The following is a 24527-nucleotide window of genomic DNA, read 5'->3' on the forward strand; positions in this document are numbered from 1 at the left end:
GTGAGGAAGTTAAATCTGTCAGGTTTGGATTATTGCATTTTTTGGATAAAAATTCAGGGAAAAGTGAATCAATAGAAGAAAAAATTTCTTGTTAGTCGAGGGGAGGTTGTAAGGAAATTTCTCTTTTTTTTCTCGTTCATCAAAAAAAGAATTTCCAACTTCCCTGAGATAAGAGTAACTATTCGATTGTTTTAACACATTTTCATATTCGTAAGTTCTCTTTTTATTTCTTTTTAGATTTAATATTTGGTTTGGAGCATCGGTATGAGTTCTCAGGTTAGAATCCCACAAAACACCACTTTATCCATTAAAACAGACCTAATCGGTAATATTGTCTCCGTTAACGATGATTTGGTTCAATTGAGCGAGTTTGAAAGGAGTGAATTGTTAGGTCATTCTATTAAAAAAATACAACATTCAGAAACTCCTGAATCAATCCATCGAAATATTCATAAAACCCTTGGTGCCAATGAACCTTGGAATGGTTTTTTAAAGAACCAAACAAAATCTGGAAATTATTTTTGGGCCAATACAACCATCACTCCTTATTACGACACCGAAGGAAATACTTTGGGTTATATGTATGTAATGAGAGCAACTTCGGAAAATCAAACTAAAGAAGCCGAAGAATTTTATTTAAATCCAAAGAGGTTACAGTCTGGTTTTAGTTTGAATCCCAAAAAAATTATTTATAAATTTAAAATAAAAACAAAGCTTCTGTTCGTGTTTGGACTGATGGCCATTCTTATGTTGGTTTTAGGAGGTAATTTAATTTTAATCAAAAAAAAGGAATATGAAGGGGCATTGAATCGGCTGAAAGGATCAGAATATAATTTAAGCCTTGCCAAGTTAATGCGTCTCACCGCAAAACATCGAGGATTTATGGCTCGTTTTTTGAATGGAGATTCATCAGCTAAAGAAGAAGCCGTAAAAATTGAAAACGAACTAGATATTGTTTTTTTAGCTTTTGTAAACTTAAATGAAACAGAAGGAAATCATTTCCAAGTTTATAAAGAATCAAATGAAATTCATAAAAACTGGAATCATCTAAAAGAAATCAACATGAGTTTAACAGCAAAGGAAAGTTATCTAAAGCATGTTCGTTTGATTAAGTCGATGTTAAATGTAAATAATACGGTGGGCGAATCATCAGGATTATTTTTAGATCCAGACAAAGATACTTACTTTATGATTGATGTGTCTCTGACAAAACTACCTTATTTAGCAGAAAAACTTGGTCAACTTCGTGGGACAGGCCTGGCACATATCGTAAAAGGAGCAAAAGCAGATCTATCAGAGAAAAAAGTAATTCAAGAAATCATCGGTGCAGTTTCGAATCATTTTGAATCTATTTCTGTAAGTATGAGTTCTGTCAGTAAATTTAATCCAGATAGTAAAACTATAGTTAAAACTTACGAAAAAGCAGAAGCTGAATTTCCTTCCTTACGTGAATTAATTCAAAATAGAGTGATCAATGAAAAAATACCAACATTAAAGCCAATAGAGTATTATGATGCTACAACCAATTTGATTGATCAAATTTTTAACGTAAATGAACTCATCTCAAAGCAACTATCCGAGAAATTTACGGAAAGAGCAAATTTTGCAAAAAAATATGCAGTTGCGATCCTAATTATTACTTCGATAGTTCTTGTTTTTTTTATTGTCCTGCAATATCTAATTATCCAAAGCATAATGTCTGTCATACGAAATAGTACTAATATAATTAGTCAAATTGTAAGAGGTTCAGGGGAACTAAAAGAAAACTTAGATTATGGAATTCATGACGAAATAGGTGGGTTACTAAAGTGGATGGGTGTTTTTATTTTAAATATTACTGAAATCGTTTTTATCCTTAGGCAAGTTTCTGGTGAATTGTCAAATAAATCAAAAGATGCGGCAAGTTTAGTTAGAAATTATTCTGCAACCACCCAGGATCAAGCAGCATCCACAGAACAAACCTCTGCCGCTACAGAAGAGTTAGCAGCGTCAGTAGAAAATGTTTTTTTAAATATCTCTACACAAGCTGAGCACTTAAAGGAAATTGAAAAAGTTACTTCTGATTTTAAAACTGCAATGGCAGATGTTGCAAATGCAATGTTTGGAATGACAAATCTTACAGAAGAATTTTACAAACAGGCCAATGATGGAATGTTAACCACAAAAAACACAGCTGATTCCATTCATATAGTCAACCAAAAGGCGGAACTCATTGATGAAGTTGTCAATATCATTAATGAAATATCGGAACGAACCAACTTACTGGCGCTCAATGCAGCGATTGAAGCGGCAAGGGCAGGGGATCTTGGTAGAGGATTTGCTGTTGTTGCCCAAGAGATAGGAAAACTTGCAGAACAAACTGCTCATAACACAAGGAACATTCAATCCTTAACCACTGATACCAAAAATGCAATCAAAACTAGTGTTGGACTTATGATGAATACGGAAGATAGTTTCAGAGAGTTGCTGGACAATATCTCAAAAATTCAAGAAACCGCAAAACTCGTTAGTTCTGCTCAAGACAAACAAACTGCCGATACCAATCGTATTGTAGAATCAGTTCATAAAATTAATGAAAATTCCCTTCATATTCTAAATGCAGCTTCGCAGGAAAAAATAGCGGTTGAGGAAATTTCTAAATCGATAGAAACCATCGCTACCGGAACACAGGTGATTGCTGATAATTCTTTGGTTCTTTTGGAGACAGCCAAAGACATTGAAGTTACGGGAGAACATTTACAAACAGTTGTGGAAACTTATAAATATTAGAATCGGGAAATCTAAAAACAAGGGATCCATTTTTTTTCTGATCTATTTACTTTCTTTTTGAATGGTGAAACAAAAAGTTGATTGTTTCTTCTCGTAACATTCCTTTTTGTATTCAATAAATCACTAAATGAAATTTATATTATCAAATCACCTTACCTTTGTTTTGCTTCTTTCTTTTTTTTCCTGTTCGACGCAGAAAGTCTATATCCCAAAAGAAAACCTAAACGACTCTTTGTTACCTGCTGAGTTTGTCAAAAAACTAGAATTTTCTGAATCCCTTTTGCCAATTCTCTCTGAGCCAATAAAAAGGCCTAGTTCGCAAGGTGAAATTTATTACGGAATTCTTCGTGATAAAGAAAATAACCGAATTGTCAGAAGTATTGCTATACTTGTGGATTCCAAAGATCTGAACTTACGTCCGACAGAGTATTTGTATTATCCAGTGTATTACGCTATCAATGTTACCAACTATCTTTCAATTAGACAAACTCTTAGAACAGAATATGATATTCGGAGGGCAAACTATAATTCGCCAGTTTATATGCCCGTTTATGCAACTTCAGCTGTGGTAAGTTTTGCAGCTTTGGGAATTGTATACATTGCTTCTACGGGGACAGCGATTATCTTGGGCATGGGAAAAGGAACTTACGAATTTACGGAAGATGTATTGGAAGGAATCATAGTTTCCAAGGAAGAAATTGTATTAGGTTTTAATGATTATCAATATGATAAAGAAGGTCGGTTAATCAAGGTATCTACCTACCTTCCTTATCGCTCAATTTCCAAATCAGTCATTCCTTTTTATGATAGGGATGGAAAAAAACAAATTGGTCAAATGTATCCTTCGAGTAAGCCGATTCTCTTGTCTGAAATAAATTATAAATATGTTAACAGTAAATCTAATTCAAAAATTCTTAAATCAGCAGAGATCATTGAACATATCCCCAAAAAAACAAAAAAGTTAATCAATTTACCAATGAAGGAAGAATCTAAAACCACCAAGTAATTTCTTGCATAAAAACAAGAGTCCGTAGGACACTTCAAAGCTATGGACATTTTTAGACGAACTCTGATCGCTCTCTATCAATCCATTTTTGTTTTTATTTTTTTTGCACTTCCCTGTGGATTGAATGCTAAAGCTTGGTATGATTTAGAATCGGAAAAGGAAACAAAAGTTTATGGGAGTGAAAGGAGTGCTAAGTTTACTGCCAGTAATATTTTTTACGACGTAGAAAATTGGACAAATCATCATTCGATTCGTGCATTAGGATTCTATCGATATTACGATTATCCAAAAGCAAAAACAAAATCTATATTTCCCTTTTATTACCATATTCAAAGTAAATCCGACAATCGTGAATACAAGCGAATACTCAATCTCAATACAACGATAGAAAGGGAAGGAGTGGATCAATCTTTTTATCCATTTATTTTTTGGGGAAAAGACACAAATAGTTCTTACTTAACCACAGTTCCTTTTTTCTTTTCTAATAAAAACGATGTACGAAGTCGTTTTGGTTTTCCCATTTTACCATTGTTATACTATCATAACCGAGAAACCGCTGGAGAAAATAAAAACCATTATACTAGACTTCTTACTTTATTACATCTTGAAGTAAATGATAAAAAAGGGCTTCATGAATTTTCAATATTCCCTTTAGTTTATTATTCCAAAGAGAACTATTTATTCCTTCCTTTGTTACTGTTTTATCAAAACAATCGATCTAACTTTAATGAATATTGGTTTGGGCCAATTTATTATTCTGATGATAAGGTAAAGGATGAACGGTTGATCGTTGGGTTTCCATTTCTCGGGCACTATCGAGCTCCAGGAAAGGAATTTGATTTAATTTTTCCTTTATATATCAATTATTCTGATTCAGAAGAAGACTATCATATTAATTTGTTATGGTATACAAAGACAAATTCGGCAAACGTAAATTTGGCGTCTAGCGATGGAAATGTTTATGTAGATTTTGATTTCGGAGTTTTATATAATTTGGTTGGTTACTCACAAAGAACTAAAGTTTTGGACTCAAAGTTAGTCACGGAAAAAATAAAACCTTCAGAAATAAAAGACCCTCAAGTAATTAAAAAAAGAGAATTCAAACGAGAGAGTAGCGATAGTTTTATTGGTTATAATTTGTTATTTGGAGTTTTTTCTTATGAAAGAGCCGACTCCAAAAGACATATTCGGTTGTTACCACTTGCTTGGTTTACATGGGATGAGAGTTCGGACGATAATGTTGTTCTTTTGCCGCCATTTTTCCCTATTTGGTTTAGTTACCAATCGGATGATTTAGAATATAAAGTCTTATTTCCTTTGTATGGAAAACAAAAAGATAAAGATTCCGAATTTCGTGTTTATTTACTCAATTTATACTTAACTGAAGATGTAAAAGAAAACAATCGGAAAGAGAGATCTTATTTTTGGCCTCTTGTAAATGTTTACCGTTCTGATATAAATTCCGGGCATAGAGTTCTTCCTTTTTATATCCATCAGAAGTATGAGACTAATGAGATGAGTTCGACTCGTACATTTACATTATTCTCTTATCACAATACTACGAAACAACCCAAAATAGAACGTTCTGAGTTTTTGTTTTGGCCTCTATGGATTTCCTATGACAATTGGGAAAACATAGACAAACGAAGTGGGACTACTTTATGGATTACACCTTTCTTTTATCGTAGAAATAATCATCATGAAACAAGAACAAATGTTTTGTGGTTTATGGATTGGGAATGGTCTAAGGCTAACGACCTATCTATAAACAATAAATCAAAATCCGTGGAGAAAATAGAAACAAATGAAAAACTTTCCCATCTTCTGATTTTTCCTTTTTATAAAACAAACACTAGTTTTTCATTAATCCCTCTGTCTTTTAATTCCTGGAGTTCTGATAGTTTTACAACCTTTAGTTTTTTGAATTATTTAGAATGGAATCGAACCGGACATTATTATAATTTTTTATATTTAATTGAATCCGAAAATACAGAATCAAATTATCAGTTTAGAAGTATGCGCGATTTGGTATGGAGTTTTAAAAAAGAGCCAACCAAACTCAATAGGTTAACCTTCTTGTGGTTGGGATATGATGACAGTTCTTATAAAACCATATATAATTTTTTCCCGATCATAAGAACTGCAGATGCTGAAAAAGAAAAATCGAGGTTGTATGGTCCTTTTCTTTATTATCTTTTCGATTCAGAAGAGGAGAAAACGGAGTTATTAATTGCTGGTCTTGGTTATTATCATAATAGAACCAAATCTGATAACCAATATTCGACGTATGTATTGTTAGGTGCTTTGTACCAAGAGAAAACAGAAAATGAAAGAGGATACATAAAAAGAGGAAGTCTTTGGGGTTGGCTTTGGGAATACCAAACAGAAGAGAATGGATATGAAAAATTTTCGATCTTAAAGCTTTTTTCTTATACAAAAGAGACAGATGGAACAAAGAAAATTTTAGGAATTAAAATTTAAACAATGGAAATACGCAAACCTTCAATTCTTGCCATATCAGGCGGGATCAGTTCTACTTCTTATAACAGAAAAATTTTACAAACCATAAAAGATAATTTTTCAAATGAATGTGAAATCAATATTTATGATGGAATTGTTAATTTCCCTTTTTTTCTTTCTGGAATTTCAGAGGAAGAAACTCCATTGATTATAAAAGATTTTTTGAAAGAAATTCAAAGTGCAGACGGAATCCTTATCTGTTCACCAGAATATGTATTTAGCATTCCTGGTGTATTGAAAAATGCTTTGGAATGGGCAGTCTATTCTGTTGTGTTTACTGATAAACCGGTAGCGTTAATCACTGCAGCATCTGTTGGAGAAAAAGCACACGAATCTTTACTTTTGATTTTGAAAACAATTGGTGCAAAATTATCGGAAGAGACTAATCTTTTAATTTCCGGGGTTAAGGGGAAAGTGTCTGTAGATGGAAAAATTACAGACGAAACAACAAAACAATCCGTTGGAAATCTAATGGCCCAATTCATAAATTCATTATAAGTGCATTAATCACTTTCAATAAAATGGATACAAATCAGAAATCAAGATTTTATATTTGGAATGAAGCAGCTGCTTATACAGGTGTATCCTTTGCAACCAAACGACATAGTCACTTTTATCATCAGTTTTGTTTTTCTTTGGACAAATCATTTCTGCTTCGAGGGAAGAATGGAAAAGATTTTTATTCACAGGCAGCTTTGATTCCTTCGGGTGTAAGTCATGAGACCACATTCGGGAATGAACGTTTTATTATTTTATTAATTGATCCGTTGTTATTTAATTTATCTGATCCAATTGTTTTGGATCAAAAAGAAGGAGACCCTGCTTATGACTTACAGGGCATTGTTTCCGATTCCGATATTTTATACATCGAAACACAATTGAAGTCAAATCAGAGTGATGCCATAAACAAAATAATTCAATTACTTAAAGATAAATTTATTTTAGACAATCAAAGAAATATTGATGATCGAATTAAGGATAGTTTGTCTTTCATACACCAGGACGAACTGGAACAATTATCTTTAGCTGAAATATCTAAAATAACAAAATTATCACCCAGCAGATTTCGCCATTTATTTCGAGATGAAACTGGAATTACATTTTCAAGTTATAAATTATGGAAAAAAACACAAAAAGCTGTGCTGACATTAATTGAACATAAGGAATTAATTCATGCAGCTCATGAAAGTGGGTTCTTTGATCAGCCACATTTTAATCGAGTGTTACGTAGATCTTTTGGGTTGAGTCCTTCTGAACTTAAAAAAAATCCTCATTTTGAACTAAAAATATTTTCTCAATAGCCCTTTTATACAAGTATATCCCTCTTATTTCGGGTAATATAAATTTATCTTAGGACTTCATGAATTATTGATTTCCGAGATAAAATAAAAAGGAATCGGTTGAACAACGTGAATTTTAAAATGCCTAAGAACTTCAAGCTGGCCTACCTAAAAGAATTAGAGGGTTATCATCTCTCATTGAAGGAAAAAAATTTCGTTAAGGCTTGGCTTTTTTTAGAAAGAGCTCATATCATTGGGCAATACCATCCCATTCCTCATACAGGAATTCATTTCCGAATGTTATTACATGGAATTAGGACCTTAAATGGAAAAGAAATCTTGGGACAAATGATTCGAATGTCAGTAGGTTGGGTCGGAAGTTTACTCAATCGAATTCCTGTCGGAAATACTGGTGCAGCTTCTGTTCCTATATTTGCTTCTATGTCCATTCCGGATGATTTAAAGAGTTTATTAAAGGATGCAGATACCGATAGTACCGGTCTTGCGGGTTTAAAGAAATAAATTTCGCTAAACAAATAAAAATGAAGGATAGAAAGTTTAGGGGATAAACTCAACTTTTTTCATCAATGATGATAGCTGGTTGCATTTATCATCTAAATTTTCTTGCCAAGTTCGATTGCGGATTAATTTTGAGATAAGGATTTCTGGAAACATTAAAAAATTATGATTCGTAAGTTGTTTACATACATTTCATTGTTTGGAATTTTAAGTTCCGTTTCATGTAATGTACTAGAGGCTTATGAAATTAATTGTTTAAACGACGAGTTCATTTATCAGGCAATCGATGATGGACATCAAAAATCACAAGAACCTTGTGATGGTAAAGATCATAAAATTGAAGATTGTTTTTGCCAAAAAGACTATTCAATATTTGACTCTATCAAATATATAAAGCCTGTATTTACTGTATCTTTGATCGATTTCGTATCTGAAATTCCCAACTCACTAATTAAAAACTTAGAATACCAAAAACCTGAATTGGTATTTTCAGAACTTTATTACTCAAAACACCTCAACTCCATTTTGCTCCTAATTTAAAAGTCAGTTACCAGTTCCTCGGTTAACAAACTTTAAATTGGAGATTATGTATGTTTTTACCTAAAAATGCTATTGTGTTAGCATTCCTGTTTGCCTTGCCTATTCATTCGCAAGTAACTAAGTCTCTTTCTTTGAAAGAGGTTTTAGACCTTGCTGACTCTAAGGCTGATTTAATTTTAGCTGGTCAAGCAAAAGTAGAAGAAGCTGAAAAGTTAAAACAAAAGGCTGGAAAGTACAAGAACCCAAACGTCTCTCTCGATTACGGTCGAAGGAGAGCGAGCAATGAAGCTGGACCAGAGTATTCAGTCGGATTAAGTCAGGATTTTTATTATCCTGGAAAACGAGATTTACGAATCAAAATCGCAGAAGCGACGGAAAAAAATCTTTTAGCTGAATTGGAGCAAAGTAGATTAGAATATCGATTTAGTGTAATTAAATTAGTATATTCGTATTTAATTGCTTTGGAAAAAGCCTCACACATTCAAGACAGAATTAAAAGAGTTTCTCAAATTGAATCTTTCATTGAGAAGAAGGTTTTTGTATCTCCCGAGACTAAAGTTGAATTGTACCTAGTTCAAAATAGGATTTTAAGTCTTCAGAAACATCTAATCGTTTTGGAACAAAACAAACAGGTGAATTGGGAAAATTTAAATTTTTTCTTAGGTTTGGATAGTGAAGTAAGTGTTGTTAGTCCATGGCTACAAAGAGGAAAACCACTTCAAAAAAAAGAATTAATCGCTGAGATGATAGAGAAAAATCCAATATTAAAACAGTCTCACACTAAGATACAACAATCAAAAGAAGAAGTTGAACTAGCAAAACTAGATAAGTATTCTGATATCAAATTACAAGGTAGCATTGGTGAGGATAAGTCCGGAGTTGCTAACCGATTTTTCGATCTAGGTGTGTCTTTTGCCATTCCCTCATTGGATACAAATGAGGATGTCGTAAAGAGTATTCAGTCGAGAGTCGCTTCCGAGAATTATTTATTGAATCATCAAATTAGAATTTTAACAACAAGGCTAAACGCAAGTTTAATCGAATATGAATCCATTAATAGGTCTTTGGATAAATTTTCCATTTCCCTCGTTCCATCCATAGAACAAAAATTAAGTTATGCTGATATTGAATTTAGAAAAGGAAGAATTAGTTTAATAAATTATTTAGAGTTGGAAATGCAACTTCATGAAACACATGAAGCAATTTATGATTACCAAATGCAATTTGTCGAAAATATCACGGAAATTCTGTTTCTAACAAATAACCCAAATTTCCAAGAGGCCATCAATGTTAACTAAGATATTAGAGTATTCATTAAAGAATAGAAGTTTTGTTGTTATTTTTGCGGTTTTGTTAATTTCGGTAGGTATCTTTTCTCTATCAAGAGTGTCTCTCGATGCATTGCCAGATATATCGAATGTAATCGTAGAAGTGAATACAAAATCCGGATCATTGGATCCTGAACAAGTTGAGAAAACAATTACATTTTTTATAGAAACAGAACTGTCAGGGATTCCGGGTGTCGTAGACGTAAGGTCTCTATCTAAGTTCGGTTTGTCCAATGTCGTTTTAACTTTCGAAGATGGCACTGATGTCTATCGTGCAAGACAAATTGTATTGGAACGATTGCAAAATGTAAAAGATAAAATTCCACCATGGACAATACCTGAGTTAACTCCGATTACAACGGGTCTTGGCGAAATTTTAATGTATTCTGTTGAGGCCAAAGAAGGCTCTAAGCTTGCAAGTTTAACTGAGGCTGAAAAATTAACCTATCTAAGAACAATCCAAGATTTGAGTATACGAAATCAAATTCGCTCTAATGTAAAAAATATTGCTGAGGTAGATACTATTGGCGGGTATGCACAAGAGATTCATATTGATCTAATCCCAGAAAAATTGAGATCAAATAGCGTTAGTATCAATGAAGTGGTTAATGCTCTCGAAACTGTTGGTGATAACTTTGGTGGTGGTTACATTGAAAAAAATGACGAGATGATTATCGCCAGATCCTTCGGGAGCGGAATTAGAGAAGAAGATATTAGGAAAATTCCGGTTAGGCAAAATGGTTTCGGTAATTTAATTCGTGTAAGCGACTTAGCAATTGTGCGAGTGCATGGAATGCAGAGACTTGGATCTGCGAGCCATAACGGAAAGGAGATAGTGCTCGGCACAGTGATGATGTATGTGGGAGCCAATAGTAGAGAAACAGTTAGCAATTTAAAAGAATTTTTGCCTCAGATTCAGCTCCCAGAAGATGTTGAGATTAAAATTCTAAGTGAAAGAAGTTTTTTGGTTAATGCAACGATAACCACAATATTAAAAAATTTAACAGAAGGAGCTTTGCTTGTTGTACTCATTTTGTTTCTAGCATTAGGAAATTTTAGAGCTTCGATATTCGTAGCAATCATTATACCGCTTTCGATGTTGTTTACTGCAATCGGTATGTATTACTTTAATATTTCTGCGAATTTGATGAGTCTTGGCGCCATTGATTTCGGCCTCTTAGTTGATGCTGCTATTGTTATGGTTGAAAATGTCCTAGCAAAAAAAGAAGCACTTGGTGAAGAAACGATCGTTGACCCCATAACCTTTGTATTGGAAGCTTCGAAAGAAATTTTGGTTCCGGTAACTTCTGGGATCATTATTGTGATGACGGTCTATATTCCCATTTTGACTTTAGATGGTGTAGAGGGAAAGATGTTTCGTCCAATGGCGCAAGCGGTACTTCTTGCATTAGGAGGAAGTTACTTAATCACTTTAATACTGATTCCCTTTTTATGTTTAATCATTGTTAAAAGTAAACATAAGAAAAAAAAGAAAGTCGAAAGATTTGATCGAATCAAAAATATTTATGTTCCCGTCTTGTTATTCGGTTTTAAGCAGCGAAAGTTTGCCCTTCTCTCTGCTATTCTACTTTTTTTTGTTTCGGTTCTCTTGTTTTTTCAACTGGGTGGAGACTTCATTCCACAACTAAAGGAAGGGGATATCATGGTGACAGTCGTTCGAGAAAGTAACATCAGTCTTTCTAAATCGACTGAATCCCAGAAACAAGTTGAAAAACTTTTGCAGACCTTTGAGGAGGTAGAATATGTTTTTTCAAGAACAGGAACAACGGAAGTTGCAAATGATCCAATGGGAATCTATATGTCGGATACATTTGTAATTTTAAAAAAGGACATTGTCGCTGATTTAATCAAAGAAAAAAACTGGCTTCCTTTTTTAGAAAGATTACGTTCCAAACTAAATGAAGAATTTCCCGATGGTGAGATTTCTATTGGGCAACCAGTGGAAGCAAGATTCAATGAATTGTTAGAAGGGAGTCGAGCTGATATTACTTTTAGAGTTTTAGGAAATGATCTAGAAACTCTAATCTCACTTCAAAATTCTGCTGAAGAAAACTTAAAAACAATTAATGGTGCAGGCGATGTAGAACTTGATCCTATTTTAGCCTTAAGATATGGGAAGGTATTGGACTTTAAACCTAATTATGATCGTATACTTCGTTACGGAATTTCAATTCAAGATTTCAACACAACTTATAACTCCTATCTCGGTGGGAGAAACATTGGAAATTATTATGACAATGATAGAAAGTTTCCCATTGTTGTTAAGTTAGCTGAAGAATACCGCGATTCTATTGAAGATTTGAATCAACTACCTATTGGTACTCTCGATCTTGGACTAGTTCCAATGAAAGAAGTCTCTGATTATAAATTGGAAAAAAAGGTAATGACGATCTCTCGGAGTAATGGAAGGCGATATGCGGCAATTTCTATTAATTTAGAAGATCGAGATGTTGAAAGCTTTGTCAGCGAAGCGAAAGCAAAAATTGAGAAAAATTTAAGTATTCCCAAAGGGTATCAAGTTTTTTGGGGAGGCCAATTTAAAAATTTAGAAAAAGCAAAATCGAAACTTGTAGTTGTTGTTCCTGTAACTTTAATTGCCATTTTCTTTTTGCTTTTAAAAAGTTTGAATAGTTATAAACAAACAATCCTTGTTTATCTAAGTATTCCTTTTGCAACTACAGGAGGAATTTTTGCTCTCTATTTAAGGGATATGAGTTTTAGTATTTCTGCTGCCATAGGTTTTATCGCCTTATCAGGGATTGCCATTCTCAATGGTGTTGTTAAAATTCACAATATCAATCTACTTCGTTCCAACGGATTCTCTTTAGAGAATGCGGTTAAGGAAGCTGCTGTTTCAAGGTTACGGCCTGTGTTAATGACAGCTCTTGTTGCTTCACTTGGATTCATTCCTATGGCAATTGGTGAAGGGCTTGGAGCTGAAGTGCAAAAACCTTTGGCCACTGTTGTTATTGGTGGTTTGGTTTCTTCCACTCTTCTGACCTTATTTCTATTGCCTGTATTTTACGAATGGCTGGAAGAGTAATTGAAAATTATGAATAAAAATTTTAAATCAGAGGTTGTAAAAATGAATCGGAACCAGGAACAGAAACATTCTTGTTGTGCGCATGATGACATACCAATTAAAAACAAAAACATGATGAATCAAAAGACTCATGATCATGGATCTGGTGAAGAAAATCATCATGATCATGAAAATCCTTCTGAGGGTAAAAATAATTCAATGTTTCTATTATTTCTTCCCCCAATCATTTCTTCTGTATTGTTAGGTGTTGCCTTAGCGATTGAGAATTTATTGATATTACCAGAGAAATTCCAGATCCTCAATGTTTTATTCTATATTTTGGCTTATCTTCCTGTTGGATTTCCTGTTCTTAAAGAAGCCGTAAAAGAAATATTCGCTGGAGATCCTTTCTCTGAATTTTTTCTGATGAGCATTGCAACCATAGGAGCCTTTTCTATTGGCGAATACCCCGAAGGTGTTGCCGTTATGTTATTTTATTCCATTGGGGAAGTGTTTCAGAGTTTGGCAGTTCGAAAGGCAAAATTGAATATTAAGAATTTGATGGACCAAAGGCCTGAAATCGTTACTATCGTTGACGGTGAGTCAGTGAAGGAAATTGCCGCAGAGTTAGTTGCTGTCGGAGACGTAATCCAATTGAAACCAGGTGAAAAATTAGCATTAGATTCAATACTCATTTCTGATGTTGCCTCATTTGATACAGCAGCATTAACAGGTGAAAGTAAACCAGATACAAAAGTAAGTGGTGATGTTGTATTTGCTGGTATGATTAATTTGACAAAAGTATCAAGAGTTAAAGTTACAACTCCTTTTGTTGATAGTAAGTTAAGCAAAATTCTTGAATTAGTTCAGGACGCAGTGACACAAAAAGCGCCAACCGAATTGTTTATGAGAAAATTTGCAAAAATATACACTCCAATCGTAGTTCTTTTATCGATTGCGATCTGTTTGTTACCTTATTTTCTAGTAGAGAATTATTTCTTCAGAGATTGGTTGTACCGGGCACTGATTTTTTTGGTTATCTCTTGTCCTTGCGCTTTAGTCATTTCAATCCCTTTGGGATATTTTGGTGGTATTGGTGCAGCGAGTCGAAAAGGTATATTATTCAAAGGCAGTCATTTTTTAGATACTCTTGCTAAAATCAATATGGTTGTTATGGATAAAACGGGAACAATTACTAAGGGAGAGTTTAAGGTGAATGAAACTTATCTTAAACCAGAATATGAGAAAGAAGGTTTGTTTGATTTAGTAAATATCCTTGAGTCTCATAGTTCCCATCCGATTGCTGTGGCAGTAAATTCCTATTTTGGAAAACCGGAGTCAGGTTTGAATTCTTTTGAAAGTATAGAAGAGATTCCCGGTCATGGAATGCGAGGAATTGTTGCTGGAAAAGAGATTCTTGCAGGAAATCCAAAACTTTTAGAAAAATTCCAAATCCCGTTTAACTTAGAGAATGTGGAATCAATATCTAACTCTATCATTCTAATTTCGTTTAATGGAAATTATTCAGGATATATTTCTATAGCAGATACCATCAAACCAGATGCAAACGAAACAGTCAAAATTCTAAAGAAAATGGGTGTTGATTCCGCCATGTTAAGCGGAGACAAAGCAAGTATAGTTGCTAAAGTCGCAAAGAAAGTCGGTATTAAAAATTCGTGGGGAGATCTACTTCCTGAGGATAAAGTTCGAATCTTCAAAGAACTTAAAAATAAACATCGATTAATTGCTTTTGTTGGAGATGGAATTAACGATGCACCTGTGATCGCTTTGAGTGATGTAGGTTTAGCAATGGGTGGACTGGGAAGTGATGCCGCAATCGAAACAGCAGATGTTGTGATTCAGGATGATCAATTAATGAAAATCCCTATGGCAATATGGATTGGTAAAGAAACAAAGAAAATTGTTTTTCAAAATATAGCATTAGCATTTTCTGTTAAACTTATTGTTCTGTTACTAGGAGCAGGTGGAATTGCAACCATGTGGGAAGCTGTTTTTGCAGATGTTGGCGTATCTTTATTAGCAATTTTAAATGCTGTTAGAATTCAAAATAAACAATTTCCTATAATCGAGTAAGGTAAATTTTTGTATTTTTTTTGTTCTTTAAATTTCTTATCACTGCAATTTTAATTGTAGTGATAACGGAAATTGCTAAACGAAACGATAGAATATAGATTTTTTGTAGTAGGGTGATCGTTCTACTGGAGGTTCTTTAATTCTTAGGGAAATCAGTTTTTAAAGTTATTAAAAATCAAGTAGAGATTTTCTCTAGAAACAAAGCCGAATGTAATGAATTTGTCTATAACGAATAAACTTATTCCCGTTAGTTGTAAGGGAATACGATAACCACCTGCAATAAATTATAGATTTTCTATTATTGATTGCGGGTATTTTCGATGGGACCAACGTGACACAGGCAGTTAGATTCTTTCCTTTATGTTTCGTTATTTATTCATTCCATTTTTAGGTTTTGTTTTTTATTGCAGTGATCGATCTTTCAACAACGCCTGTGATATTAATTCCGAGTCTTATTTAGAATCAACAATCATTTTTAATCTGTTAAGTGAAGGAAAAAATAATTGTTCTACTGGTACGATTGCTTTTTTCCCAACAGTGATTGCTCTTAGTTCTAAAAGGGGAGTTGTTTCAGAGGGAGGTGGGAGTTTACAATTCGGAAGCCCAGTTCCATTTTCTGTAAGCCTTAAGGAGAAACCAGAGGCACAGGTAGATATTGAATTAATAGTTTCAAATCCTGATTATGGGCATGTGAATCCTACAACACTCAGTTTTAGTTCAAACAATTGGTCGACACCTCAGGAAATACAGATAACGGGCGTTAATGATTCTTTGATTAATGGTACTCGCGATTTTCGTGTGGTTTTGATTCCAAAATCGACTGATAGTAAGTTGGATTTAAATCCTGCGGAAATCCAAATGCAAGTTTTGGATAACGAAAAAAAAATATTTTTGTCTGCTAATCCTTACCGAGGCGGAGATTTCGGAGGAGTTTCAGGGGCCGATGCCATTTGTCAGTCCGAAAGCAAATGTCCATTAGGTTCTAGTTGTAAGGCGATGATTCTAAATGGAACCACCCGAATTGCATCTTTAACTGCGAATGTCGGAGATGGTCAAGTAGATTGGGTATTAAAACCAAACGCATATTATTACCTGGCTGATGGAACCACTCTGATTTCTAATACCGGTTCTACATCACTACTTCAGGTTCCATTAGTAAATGTGATTGGCGCAGTGACTTTTGGGGCTTGGTTTGGTAGTGCAACTGGTTGGGTTTACGGTCCCAATCACTGTAACGGTTGGACTGATAATACTGCTTTTTATACGGGTAATGCACTCCGAACTCAGAATTCAGATGCTACTTTTTTTGGAGGAAATTTTTCTTGCTCTAATCAATCAAATTTATTGTGTGTTGAACAATGAAATTTGATAAGACCTTTCACTATTTTGGAAGATCTATTCATTAAAAATAAATCTCTCTAAAATATTGTGTAGCAATTGTTATGTGGAAGTAACCATAAAAAGCAATTCTGGCCTCAATCTAAGTTGAACCTTCGGTCAAATTACCTGGGTTTTAAAGCCATTTGCCTCTTATGCACGAAATGACGACACTTCAACTATAATTGGCACAACGAACGCAAATTCACTTTTTACTTTTCCTATCGTGCCAATTCGCCCGACTTCAACAACGGCTTGGACTGGTTTAGCTGCTGATTGGCCTAGTGCCATAAATCTCCATTGTGGTGAATGGGCTTTAATTTCTGGTAATGGAAATGCTGGTGATACTTTTGCAACCTCATCCAATGCGATTGGAATGAATTCATTTACTTGTAGCAGTAATTTACCATTTTATTGTGTTGAACAATAAAAATTTATAGTTTTTCTATTGATTGGCTATATCTAATAGATATAGCTGGAAAATATATCTGGCAGATATGGTAAATTTATGAAAACAAACCAGAGGAATATCCTCGTTGTCCTTGGCCATCCTAACCCTAATTCACTTTGTGCACATTTAGCGGAAACTTATGTGAATGCGGCAAAGAATACAGGCCACACTGTAAGTTTTTTGAAATTGGCTGACTTAAAATTCGATTATAATTTATATATGGGCCATAAAAAAGATTCTATACCGACTCTCGAACCAGATTTGGTTCAAAGCCAAAGGTTAATTTCAGAAGCAGACCATTTAGTTTTTGTTTTTCCTAGTTGGTGGGCCAGTATGCCTGCAGTTTTAAAGGCGTGGATCGATCGTGTTTTTTTGCCTGGGTTTTCTTTTAAATATAGAAAAAACTCTCCTTTCCCCGAAAAACTTTTGTTAGGTAAATCAGCTCGTATCATTGTAACAATGGATGCGCCAAGTTGGTATTATAAATGGTTCAATAAATCTCCTGGTGTCCAATTATTAAAATTTGGAACATTAGAATTTTGTGGAGTGGCTCCGGTAAAAGTTACTATTTTGGGTGAAGTGAGAACCCGCAAACTCAAACATTTTCTTAAATGGACAAATCTTGTGGAATCACTAGCAATTCGCGGGGAATGATATTTTAGATGAAACGAGAAAGTAAAACACAATACGCACTATTAGGAATTCTTTCTCAGTGTGAAATGAATGGATACGAAATCAGAAAATACATTGAGTCCACGATCAGTTTTTTTTGGAGTGAAAGTTTTGGACAAATTTATCCAACGCTTGCGAAGTTAGAGGAAGAAGGACTCATTCGTGAAAGGGAGAAAATGGATGTTAGTGGAAAGAAGAAAAAAGTTTATAAAATTACTCGGCCCGGGTTAGAAACGTTACGCCGCTGGATGGATGAATCTCCAATCCAGTCCAACAAAAGAAATGAGTTGTTATTTAAGGTATTTTTTGGCAGGCACATGAATCCCAAATTATTAACCAAACAACTAGAGGAAGAAATTCGTAAACAAAAGGAAGACTTAAAATTGCTTAAAAGTTTTCAAAAAGAATTAGATGCAGATTGGAACCAACATCCTGATCAAGAATATTGGTATCTGACTCTCGAATATGCCGAAAAACAAACGAAACTGAATTTGGATTGGATTGACAAGGTTAAGAACAAAGTTAACGGATGAGTTTTCGTTTTTTTTGAATGAGAAGGCTTTTCATTCAGTTAGATTTTTATCAGGTTCTTATGCAATAAAATACTAAAACCTGATTTAATTCATTGATTTGGTAGAAATAATCTATATAAAAAACAGATTATGAATGGGAGTGTTATCAATCATAAACTTTATTATCTCCTTTTAGTTTTTTCCAACTTTTTACTCCATTCTCCCGTTTTCGGAAATGAAAAAGTTACCCTTCATCTCAAATGGTTCCATCAATTCCAATTTGCAGGATACTATGCAGCTTATGAAAAAGGTTATTATAAAGATGTTGGATTAGACGTTGAAATTTTTGAAAGCACAGTTGGAATCACTGGGATTCATGAAAAGGTTACTCGATCCGTTGGTCAATATGGGGTTGGCAGTAATGAATTAATCCAAGAGAGATACGCAGGAAAACCGGTAGTTGTCCTTGCTGTCATTTTTCAACACTCTCCTTCTGTTTTATTTTTTAAAAAAACTTCAAATATTCAGAGTATACATGACTTGGCGGGGAAACGTGTGATGATCACTCCGCGTATGAATGAAATTGTCGCTTATCTGAAAAAGGAAGGAATTGAGGTTGGTGACTTACAGTTATTAAACCATAGATTTACGCCAAGTGATCTAATGCAAGGTAAGGTAGATGCCTATTCAGGATATGCTACCACGCAGGCTTATGATTTTAAAAAAGCAGGTTTTCCTATTGTGGAATATTCACCGAGGGTTGCAGGTATCGATTTTTATGGTGATAATTTATTTACAAGTGAAGCGGAAGTTCGCGAACACCCAGAGAGAGTAAAGGTTTTTAGAGAAGCAAGTCTTCGTGGTTGGCAATACGCCATGAGTCATCAGGAAGAAATCGTCGATTTAATTTACGAAAAGTATTCAAAGAAAAATACAAAAGAACGATTGTTGTTTGAAGCAAAACAAATGACTCCTTTGATTCAGCCTGTCCTTGTTGAAATGGGATATATGAATCCTGGTCGTTGGAAACATATCAATGATGTATATTCTGATCTCGGAATGCTTCCAAAAAATATAAACCTAAAAGGATTTATCTACGACCCAAATCCACCAACGAACTACGATTGGATTTATTATTCGTTTGGGATTCTATTGTTTTCTTTTGTAGTGTTAGGGCTTATACAGTGGCGACGTTTGAATAAACAGTATTCTGAAAATTTAAAAAAACAGGTTGAGGTTAGAACAGAAGAATTAAAAAACTCTAATGAATATTTACAAGTTTTAAACCAAAGTTTATTAAATACATTAAAAGAACTTACGGAAGCACAGGATAGACTACTAGCCTCGGAAAAATTAGCCGTAATTGGACAATTGGCTGCTGGAATGGCTCATGAATTGAATACACCTCTCGGAGCCATCGTTTCATCAAATTCGTTTCTTTCTAACTTTTTAAATCATAAACTAAAAAGTGTAATTGATGTTATTGTTGGCTTTAGTGAGCAAGATTCAATTCGGTTTTATAAAGTATTAGAAGAAAGTTTAAAAAATCGAACTTTTATTGAAGGCAAAACTGAGCGAATGATTAAGAAAGATCTTGCTATTAAGTTTGCTGCGATTGATAAAATGGGTTTGTATGGAGAACATATGCAACTCGTTGTTGAAACTGGTGTTTATCGGTTGGGCGATGAACTTGTTAAAATATTGGAAAGTGCAAAGTCATTACAAATTTTAGAAGTAGTCGCAAGTATCAATACTGCTTATCGTTCTAATCAAATTATATCCGTTGCGTCGGAAAAAGCAACTTATGTGATAAAAGCTTTGAAAAGTTATCTTATATCTGATAAAGAAATTGTAAATGGAGATACTGTTGTTGACCTTGTGTTTGAAATTGAAACTATACTTTCACTTTATCATTATAATCTAACAAAGGTAAATATAGTTAAAACTTATATAACAGATAAAAAATGTATTGGGAACAGAGATAAACTAAATCAGGTTTGGATCAACTTGTTGAACAATGCACTACAAGCAATGTCTTACAATGGGACTCTGGAAATAAGAATTCAATCTGTTGAAAATTGGTTAAAAATATCGATTATTGATTCTGGGACCGGCATTGCGGATTCCATTAAAACTAAAATTTTCGATCCATTTTTTACCACAAAACCAGATGGAGAAGGTATGGGTTTAGGATTAGATATTTGTAGAAAAATCATTACCCAAATGGACGGAAAGATTGAATTAGAAGATGTTCCGGAAAAAACCTGTTTTTCTGTATGGTTGCCTGTGGCCGATTTTTAATTTTTAAAAAATACAGTTCAAGTCGCACGATAAACGATATACATATATCTGACTGAGATAGGCTCCCAAGAGTGACAATTATGCGAGTTTCGTATAGCCCGCATTCTTTGGTGAATTATCATGATTTCCCTCAGAAATTCGCCAAAATTTGGGAAATTTCTGTATTTCGTTAATTAGCCCAAGTTTACTTTTTCGGTTCCATTAAGAATAGCCAAATGTATTTTCGTTCTAGTTCATATGGAACCTTTGAAAGAAATGTATTCGCGAGAATGGGTTCTCAGATTGGGAAATCACTTAAACCAAGTCGATCCTAGTATCAAACCACTAGAATTTCAGAAACAAGTTTTTTCTTCTCCTTGGAAGGAAATGGAACTAAAACAAAGAATCGATCGGCTCTCTGATGTTTTGATTCAAAATTGGAAAGGCCCAATCGCTTCTATTTATCCAAACCTAATCAATTTAATTCATACACTTCGTGGACAAGGGATTTCGGATTTTAATTTTCCCTATATTTTTTTGAATGATATCGTCACCAAATCGGGATTAGATGATTTTGAATCATCGATGAAAGCTTTAGAGAAAATTACCGTCTTCTCTAGCGCAGAGTTTGCAATTCGTTTTTTCTATAAAGAACATTTTCATAAAACCGTGAAACAGATGCAAAAGTGGGCAAAACATAAAGATCCATTTGTGAGAAGGTTGGCAAGCGAAGGAAGTCGCCCAATGTTGCCTTGGGGGATTGGGATTCCAGAGATTAAACAAAATCCAGAAATTCATTTATCTATTTTAGAGATCCTTTGGAATGATGAAAATGAAATTGTTAGAAGAAGTGTTGCGAATCATTTGAATGATATATCTAAATTAAATCCTGATTTAGTATTAAAGTTTTGTGAAAATAGATTTGGGGAATCGCCTGAATTAGATAAAAATTTAAAACATGCATTAAGAACTCTACTTAAAAAAGGAAACAAAAAAGCTCTAAGTTTTTTCTCATATAACACGAAATGGAAACCTGCTAAAGTTTCCTTAACTTTGTTAAAAAAAGAAATTAAAGTAGGGAATTCACTGGAATTTGAACTCTCTTTAAGTCAAACTCCAAAGGATAAAACAAAGGTTCGGATAGAGTATAAAATTGGTTTTTTATTATCGAATGGTTCTTATGGTTACAAAGTGTTTCAGTTAGGTGAAAAAATGTTGTTACCTAAAGATAAAATTAAAATCATCAAACGACATTCTTTTGCTCCCATTACCACTAGAGTTTATTACCCAGGAACACAAACTATTTCTATTTTATTAAATGGTAATGAATATAAATTAGAAAAATTTGAATTAAAAAAAGGATAAAAGTGAAAATGTATAAAATTATTCTGAATCGAATCAGTATTTCTTTTTTTCCTCTGATTCTTTCCTCGTGTGCTGTTTTTTATTCATCAGAAAGGCATACGGTTGATTTTGCTAATTATACAAAAGATAAAACATTGAGTTATGAATTGATTGGTTGGGATGGTGAAGCCGATCGTCGCAGAGCTTCCTATATTTTAGAAGCTCTACAAAATTCGGGAAAATTCACAACGGTCAGATATCAAAACCAATCAAATACAGATCTTCACGTACAAATTATATTGGAATCAAGTCCTAGATTTGTGTTTTTTTTGGGTGAATCAATTGAGCCTGTTTCCTATTTACCAGAGCGAAACCCGGAAAGGTTCGGTCTTTATTTACTAAATCGGTTTCTTGCATTTAGTACTTTTTTTGTAATCCCTGATATTGATAAAGATGATGATTATTTGGTTTTTCGAGTGAGTAAAAAAGGAAAACTCGAAAAAGAATTTCGATATCCTATGGAGTCCTATCGTGTATTTGGCTGGGTTTCTTTGCTTTTGATGTGGGGTGACGATCGAAAAGAATGGAAGCCAATTCTCAGAGAAAAAGTTTCAAAATTTTTAGGAGACTCTAATAATGAATGATCGTTCTAAAGTTTTTTGTTTTTTATACCTAACAATAGTTATTTCTATCTTAAGTTGTGCTGCATTCCCTGATCCTATAACATCAAAAGAGCGTAAGTCGCAAACTATAGGAAAGGAAAAGGTAAAAGTTGTTTTTACCGGATTTTATCGTTATGATTTAGAAAAGAAAGAAATACTAGAAACTTTGTTAAAAAGGGGTTTAATGGTAGATCCAAATTCTAATTCAGAGTTGGAACTGATTCTTCAAAAAAGGGAGCCCGTATATAAATATATATGGATACACCGTCTCAATTTACTGGTTACCTTTTTGTCGGGAGGTCTGATCCCTTCTCATATTCGAACAGAACAAACAATTACATTCCGATATTCTAAACTAGGAACAATTGAAAGGGAATCTGTATATGAAATTGGAATGAATCAGTGGAGAGGAATTCCTGTTATCATCATAATGGTTTTACAGTGGCCTAATAGAATTTTTAAAGAACAACTGATCGAAGCAACGGAGTTAGAGGTTAAGGACATATGAAAAGTCTCTACTTATTTTTGTTCTCAATTTTTCTTTTATCATGTATGGGATTTAATAGAAATCTTACATCAAATGAAAAATCTGATTTTATTGAAATTCAAAACCTCAAGAGAACATATATCGTTCATTATCCTAAAAATTGGAATGGATCACAAATACCTTTGCTAGTTGCCTTGCATGGTCGGTTTGGATCTGGACCATCGATGGTATTGCAAACCAAATTAGATTTGTTATCTGATTCAAAAGGGTTTATTGTTGTATTTCCTGATGGTTACAAAAGAAGTTGGGCTGATGGAAGAGGGAATACACCTGCTGATGAAAAACAAATCAATGACGTAACTTTTATTGAACTTATGGTGAAACGATTGATTGCAGAAGGTTCAGTTAATCCTAAGGCAGTATTTTTGGTAGGCCATTCAAACGGTGGTTTTATGGCACAGAGACTGGCTGTGGAAAAACCAGAATTATGGAAAGGGGTTTTGAGTGTAGCGGCTCAACTTTCCGTATCCACTCTTAAAAGAAAACAAACCTTAAAAACAAACCCTGTTTCCATAGGGATTATGGCGGGGACAGATGATCCCTTGGTTCCATTTAGTGGTGGTTATGTGAGAGATGGTGGTGAAATTTTATCGGTTGAAGATTCTGTATTAAGATGGAAAGAGTGGAACTTTTGTGCAGATACTGTGATCAAAAAAACGCAGAGTTATACGGAAGACCTGGTAGAGTTAAAGGTAGATTTTTTAAGATATGAATCTTGTGCTGAAAATACCAAAGTTGGGTTGATTCAGTTGAATGGGTTAGGTCACAGTTGGCCTGGAGAGAAACCTATGATTCCTTTTATTGACCAAGGAAAAACTACCAAGGTGTTAGACGGGTCCAAACTAGTTTGGGATTTTATGGAGAGTCTGTGACGAAACCAAAAATTGCCTTAGTGACTGGAGCTTCTCGTGGGATAGGGCTTTCCATATCGAAAATGTTAGTTGGTATTGGTTACAAGGTTTACGGGATCTCTAAAAAACCTGAAAACTGTAAATTTACTCATGAGTTGTTCCATCCAATTTTTTGTGATCTTTCTAATTCTAAGGAAGTTGATCGTTTGGTTGCCGATTTCCCAGAAAAAAAGGATATTAGTTTACTCATTCATAATGCTGGAATTGCCTATTTTGCACCTGTAGAAGAATTATCTTCTGAAAAAATTAGAGAGATGGTCAATCTTCACATAACAGCTCCTATGCTGTTGACCAGCGGCTTAACTCGTTTTCTAAAACAGAACCAAGGGCGGATTATTTTTATTGGATCTGTGGCAGGTAAAGAAATTTCACCTTGGGGGAATGTCTATGCTTCTCTCAAAGCAGGCGTTCATCATTATGCGAGGGAATTATTTGCCGAATTACGTAAGTTCGGAGTAAAGGTTCATTTGATCATTCCTGACATTACAAAAACTGACTTTTATAATCATTTGAATTTTGAACCTGATGAAGATCCAAAGTCATATTTATTACCAGACCAAATCGCAGAGGTAATTAAAGAATTAGTCCTTGATGATAAAGGTTGGGTCATACCAGAAATTCAAATATCGCCAGAATTGTTTAAGTTAAAACGAAAAAAACAAAGTTAAACGA

General features: G+C 34.0%; 20 protein-coding genes. All 20 read left to right on the forward strand.

From position 1 onward, the window contains the following. The first annotated feature begins 264 nt into the window (after positions 1–264). The 20 genes from EHQ70_RS11080 (at position 265) to EHQ70_RS11175 (ending at position 24523) form a co-directional block, all read left to right on the forward strand. The gene (locus tag EHQ70_RS11080; protein WP_135586377.1) at positions 265–2769 is read left to right on the forward strand and encodes a methyl-accepting chemotaxis protein; all 2505 of its coding nucleotides are present in this window, start codon (positions 265–267) and stop codon (positions 2767–2769) included. A gap of 127 nt (positions 2770–2896) precedes the next feature. Beyond that, positions 2897–3775 (forward strand): hypothetical protein, encoded by an 879-nt coding sequence (locus EHQ70_RS11085; RefSeq protein ID WP_135586379.1) that lies wholly within the window; start codon positions 2897–2899, stop codon positions 3773–3775. 42 nt (positions 3776–3817) lie between these two features. Next, complete coding sequence (locus EHQ70_RS11090; protein WP_167481706.1) at positions 3818–6256, forward strand: LA_1737 family protein; 2439 nt, start codon at positions 3818–3820, stop codon at positions 6254–6256. A 3-nt stretch (positions 6257–6259) separates the two neighbouring features. Further along, positions 6260–6793 (forward strand): NADPH-dependent FMN reductase, encoded by a 534-nt coding sequence (locus tag EHQ70_RS11095; RefSeq protein WP_135586381.1) that lies wholly within the window; start codon positions 6260–6262, stop codon positions 6791–6793. A gap of 23 nt (positions 6794–6816) precedes the next feature. Then, a complete protein-coding gene (locus tag EHQ70_RS11100) occupies positions 6817–7596 on the forward strand; it encodes a helix-turn-helix domain-containing protein (RefSeq protein WP_135586383.1) in 780 nt (259 codons plus the stop codon). Between the two features lie 120 nt (positions 7597–7716). Further along, entirely contained in the window at positions 7717–8097 is a 381-nt protein-coding gene (locus EHQ70_RS11105) for a DUF3703 domain-containing protein (protein WP_135586385.1), read from the forward strand. Positions 8098–8259: 162 nt separating this feature from the next. Continuing rightward, positions 8260–8634, forward strand: a complete 375-nt coding sequence (locus EHQ70_RS11110) for a hypothetical protein (protein ID WP_135586387.1) — start codon at positions 8260–8262, stop codon at positions 8632–8634. A gap of 50 nt (positions 8635–8684) precedes the next feature. After that, positions 8685–9932, forward strand: coding sequence for a TolC family protein (locus EHQ70_RS11115; protein ID WP_135586389.1), 1248 nt, complete (start codon positions 8685–8687; stop codon positions 9930–9932). After that, a complete protein-coding gene (locus tag EHQ70_RS11120) occupies positions 9922–13026 on the forward strand; it encodes an efflux RND transporter permease subunit (protein WP_135586391.1) in 3105 nt (1034 codons plus the stop codon). The genes EHQ70_RS11115 and EHQ70_RS11120 overlap by 11 nt, the downstream gene beginning before the upstream one ends. Positions 13027–13035: 9 nt before the next feature. Next, entirely contained in the window at positions 13036–15099 is a 2064-nt protein-coding gene (locus EHQ70_RS11125; RefSeq protein ID WP_135586393.1) for a heavy metal translocating P-type ATPase, read from the forward strand. A 360-nt stretch (positions 15100–15459) separates the two neighbouring features. Then, a complete protein-coding gene (locus EHQ70_RS11130; protein ID WP_135586395.1) occupies positions 15460–16461 on the forward strand; it encodes a DUF1554 domain-containing protein in 1002 nt (333 codons plus the stop codon). 139 nt (positions 16462–16600) lie between these two features. After that, a complete protein-coding gene (locus EHQ70_RS11135) occupies positions 16601–16906 on the forward strand; it encodes a DUF1554 domain-containing protein (protein WP_135586397.1) in 306 nt (101 codons plus the stop codon). Positions 16907–16984: 78 nt separating this feature from the next. Continuing rightward, positions 16985–17581, forward strand: coding sequence for an NAD(P)H-dependent oxidoreductase (locus EHQ70_RS11140; RefSeq protein WP_135586399.1), 597 nt, complete (start codon positions 16985–16987; stop codon positions 17579–17581). An 8-nt stretch (positions 17582–17589) separates the two neighbouring features. After that, on the forward strand, positions 17590–18132 hold the full coding sequence (locus EHQ70_RS11145; RefSeq protein ID WP_135586401.1) for a PadR family transcriptional regulator: 543 nt from the start codon (positions 17590–17592) through the stop codon (positions 18130–18132). Between the two features lie 129 nt (positions 18133–18261). Continuing rightward, positions 18262–20412, forward strand: coding sequence for an ABC transporter substrate-binding protein (locus EHQ70_RS11150; protein ID WP_135586403.1), 2151 nt, complete (start codon positions 18262–18264; stop codon positions 20410–20412). Positions 20413–20649: 237 nt separating this feature from the next. Continuing rightward, complete coding sequence (locus EHQ70_RS11155; RefSeq protein WP_135586405.1) at positions 20650–21756, forward strand: DNA alkylation repair protein; 1107 nt, start codon at positions 20650–20652, stop codon at positions 21754–21756. An 8-nt stretch (positions 21757–21764) separates the two neighbouring features. After that, positions 21765–22379, forward strand: a complete 615-nt coding sequence (locus tag EHQ70_RS11160; RefSeq protein ID WP_208729539.1) for a hypothetical protein — start codon at positions 21765–21767, stop codon at positions 22377–22379. Then, positions 22372–22905, forward strand: a complete 534-nt coding sequence (locus EHQ70_RS11165) for a hypothetical protein (RefSeq protein ID WP_135586408.1) — start codon at positions 22372–22374, stop codon at positions 22903–22905. Before EHQ70_RS11160 ends, EHQ70_RS11165 begins: the two co-directional genes overlap by 8 nt. Next, a complete protein-coding gene (locus tag EHQ70_RS11170; RefSeq protein ID WP_135586410.1) occupies positions 22902–23816 on the forward strand; it encodes a CE1 family esterase in 915 nt (304 codons plus the stop codon). Before EHQ70_RS11165 ends, EHQ70_RS11170 begins: the two co-directional genes overlap by 4 nt. Beyond that, the gene (locus EHQ70_RS11175; protein ID WP_135586412.1) at positions 23813–24523 is read left to right on the forward strand and encodes an SDR family oxidoreductase; all 711 of its coding nucleotides are present in this window, start codon (positions 23813–23815) and stop codon (positions 24521–24523) included. The genes EHQ70_RS11170 and EHQ70_RS11175 overlap by 4 nt, the downstream gene beginning before the upstream one ends. Positions 24524–24527: the final 4 nt, after the last annotated feature.

Source organism: Leptospira congkakensis (assembly GCF_004770265.1).
In the GTDB taxonomy this organism is placed as follows: Bacteria; Spirochaetota; Leptospiria; order Leptospirales; family Leptospiraceae; genus Leptospira_A; species Leptospira_A congkakensis.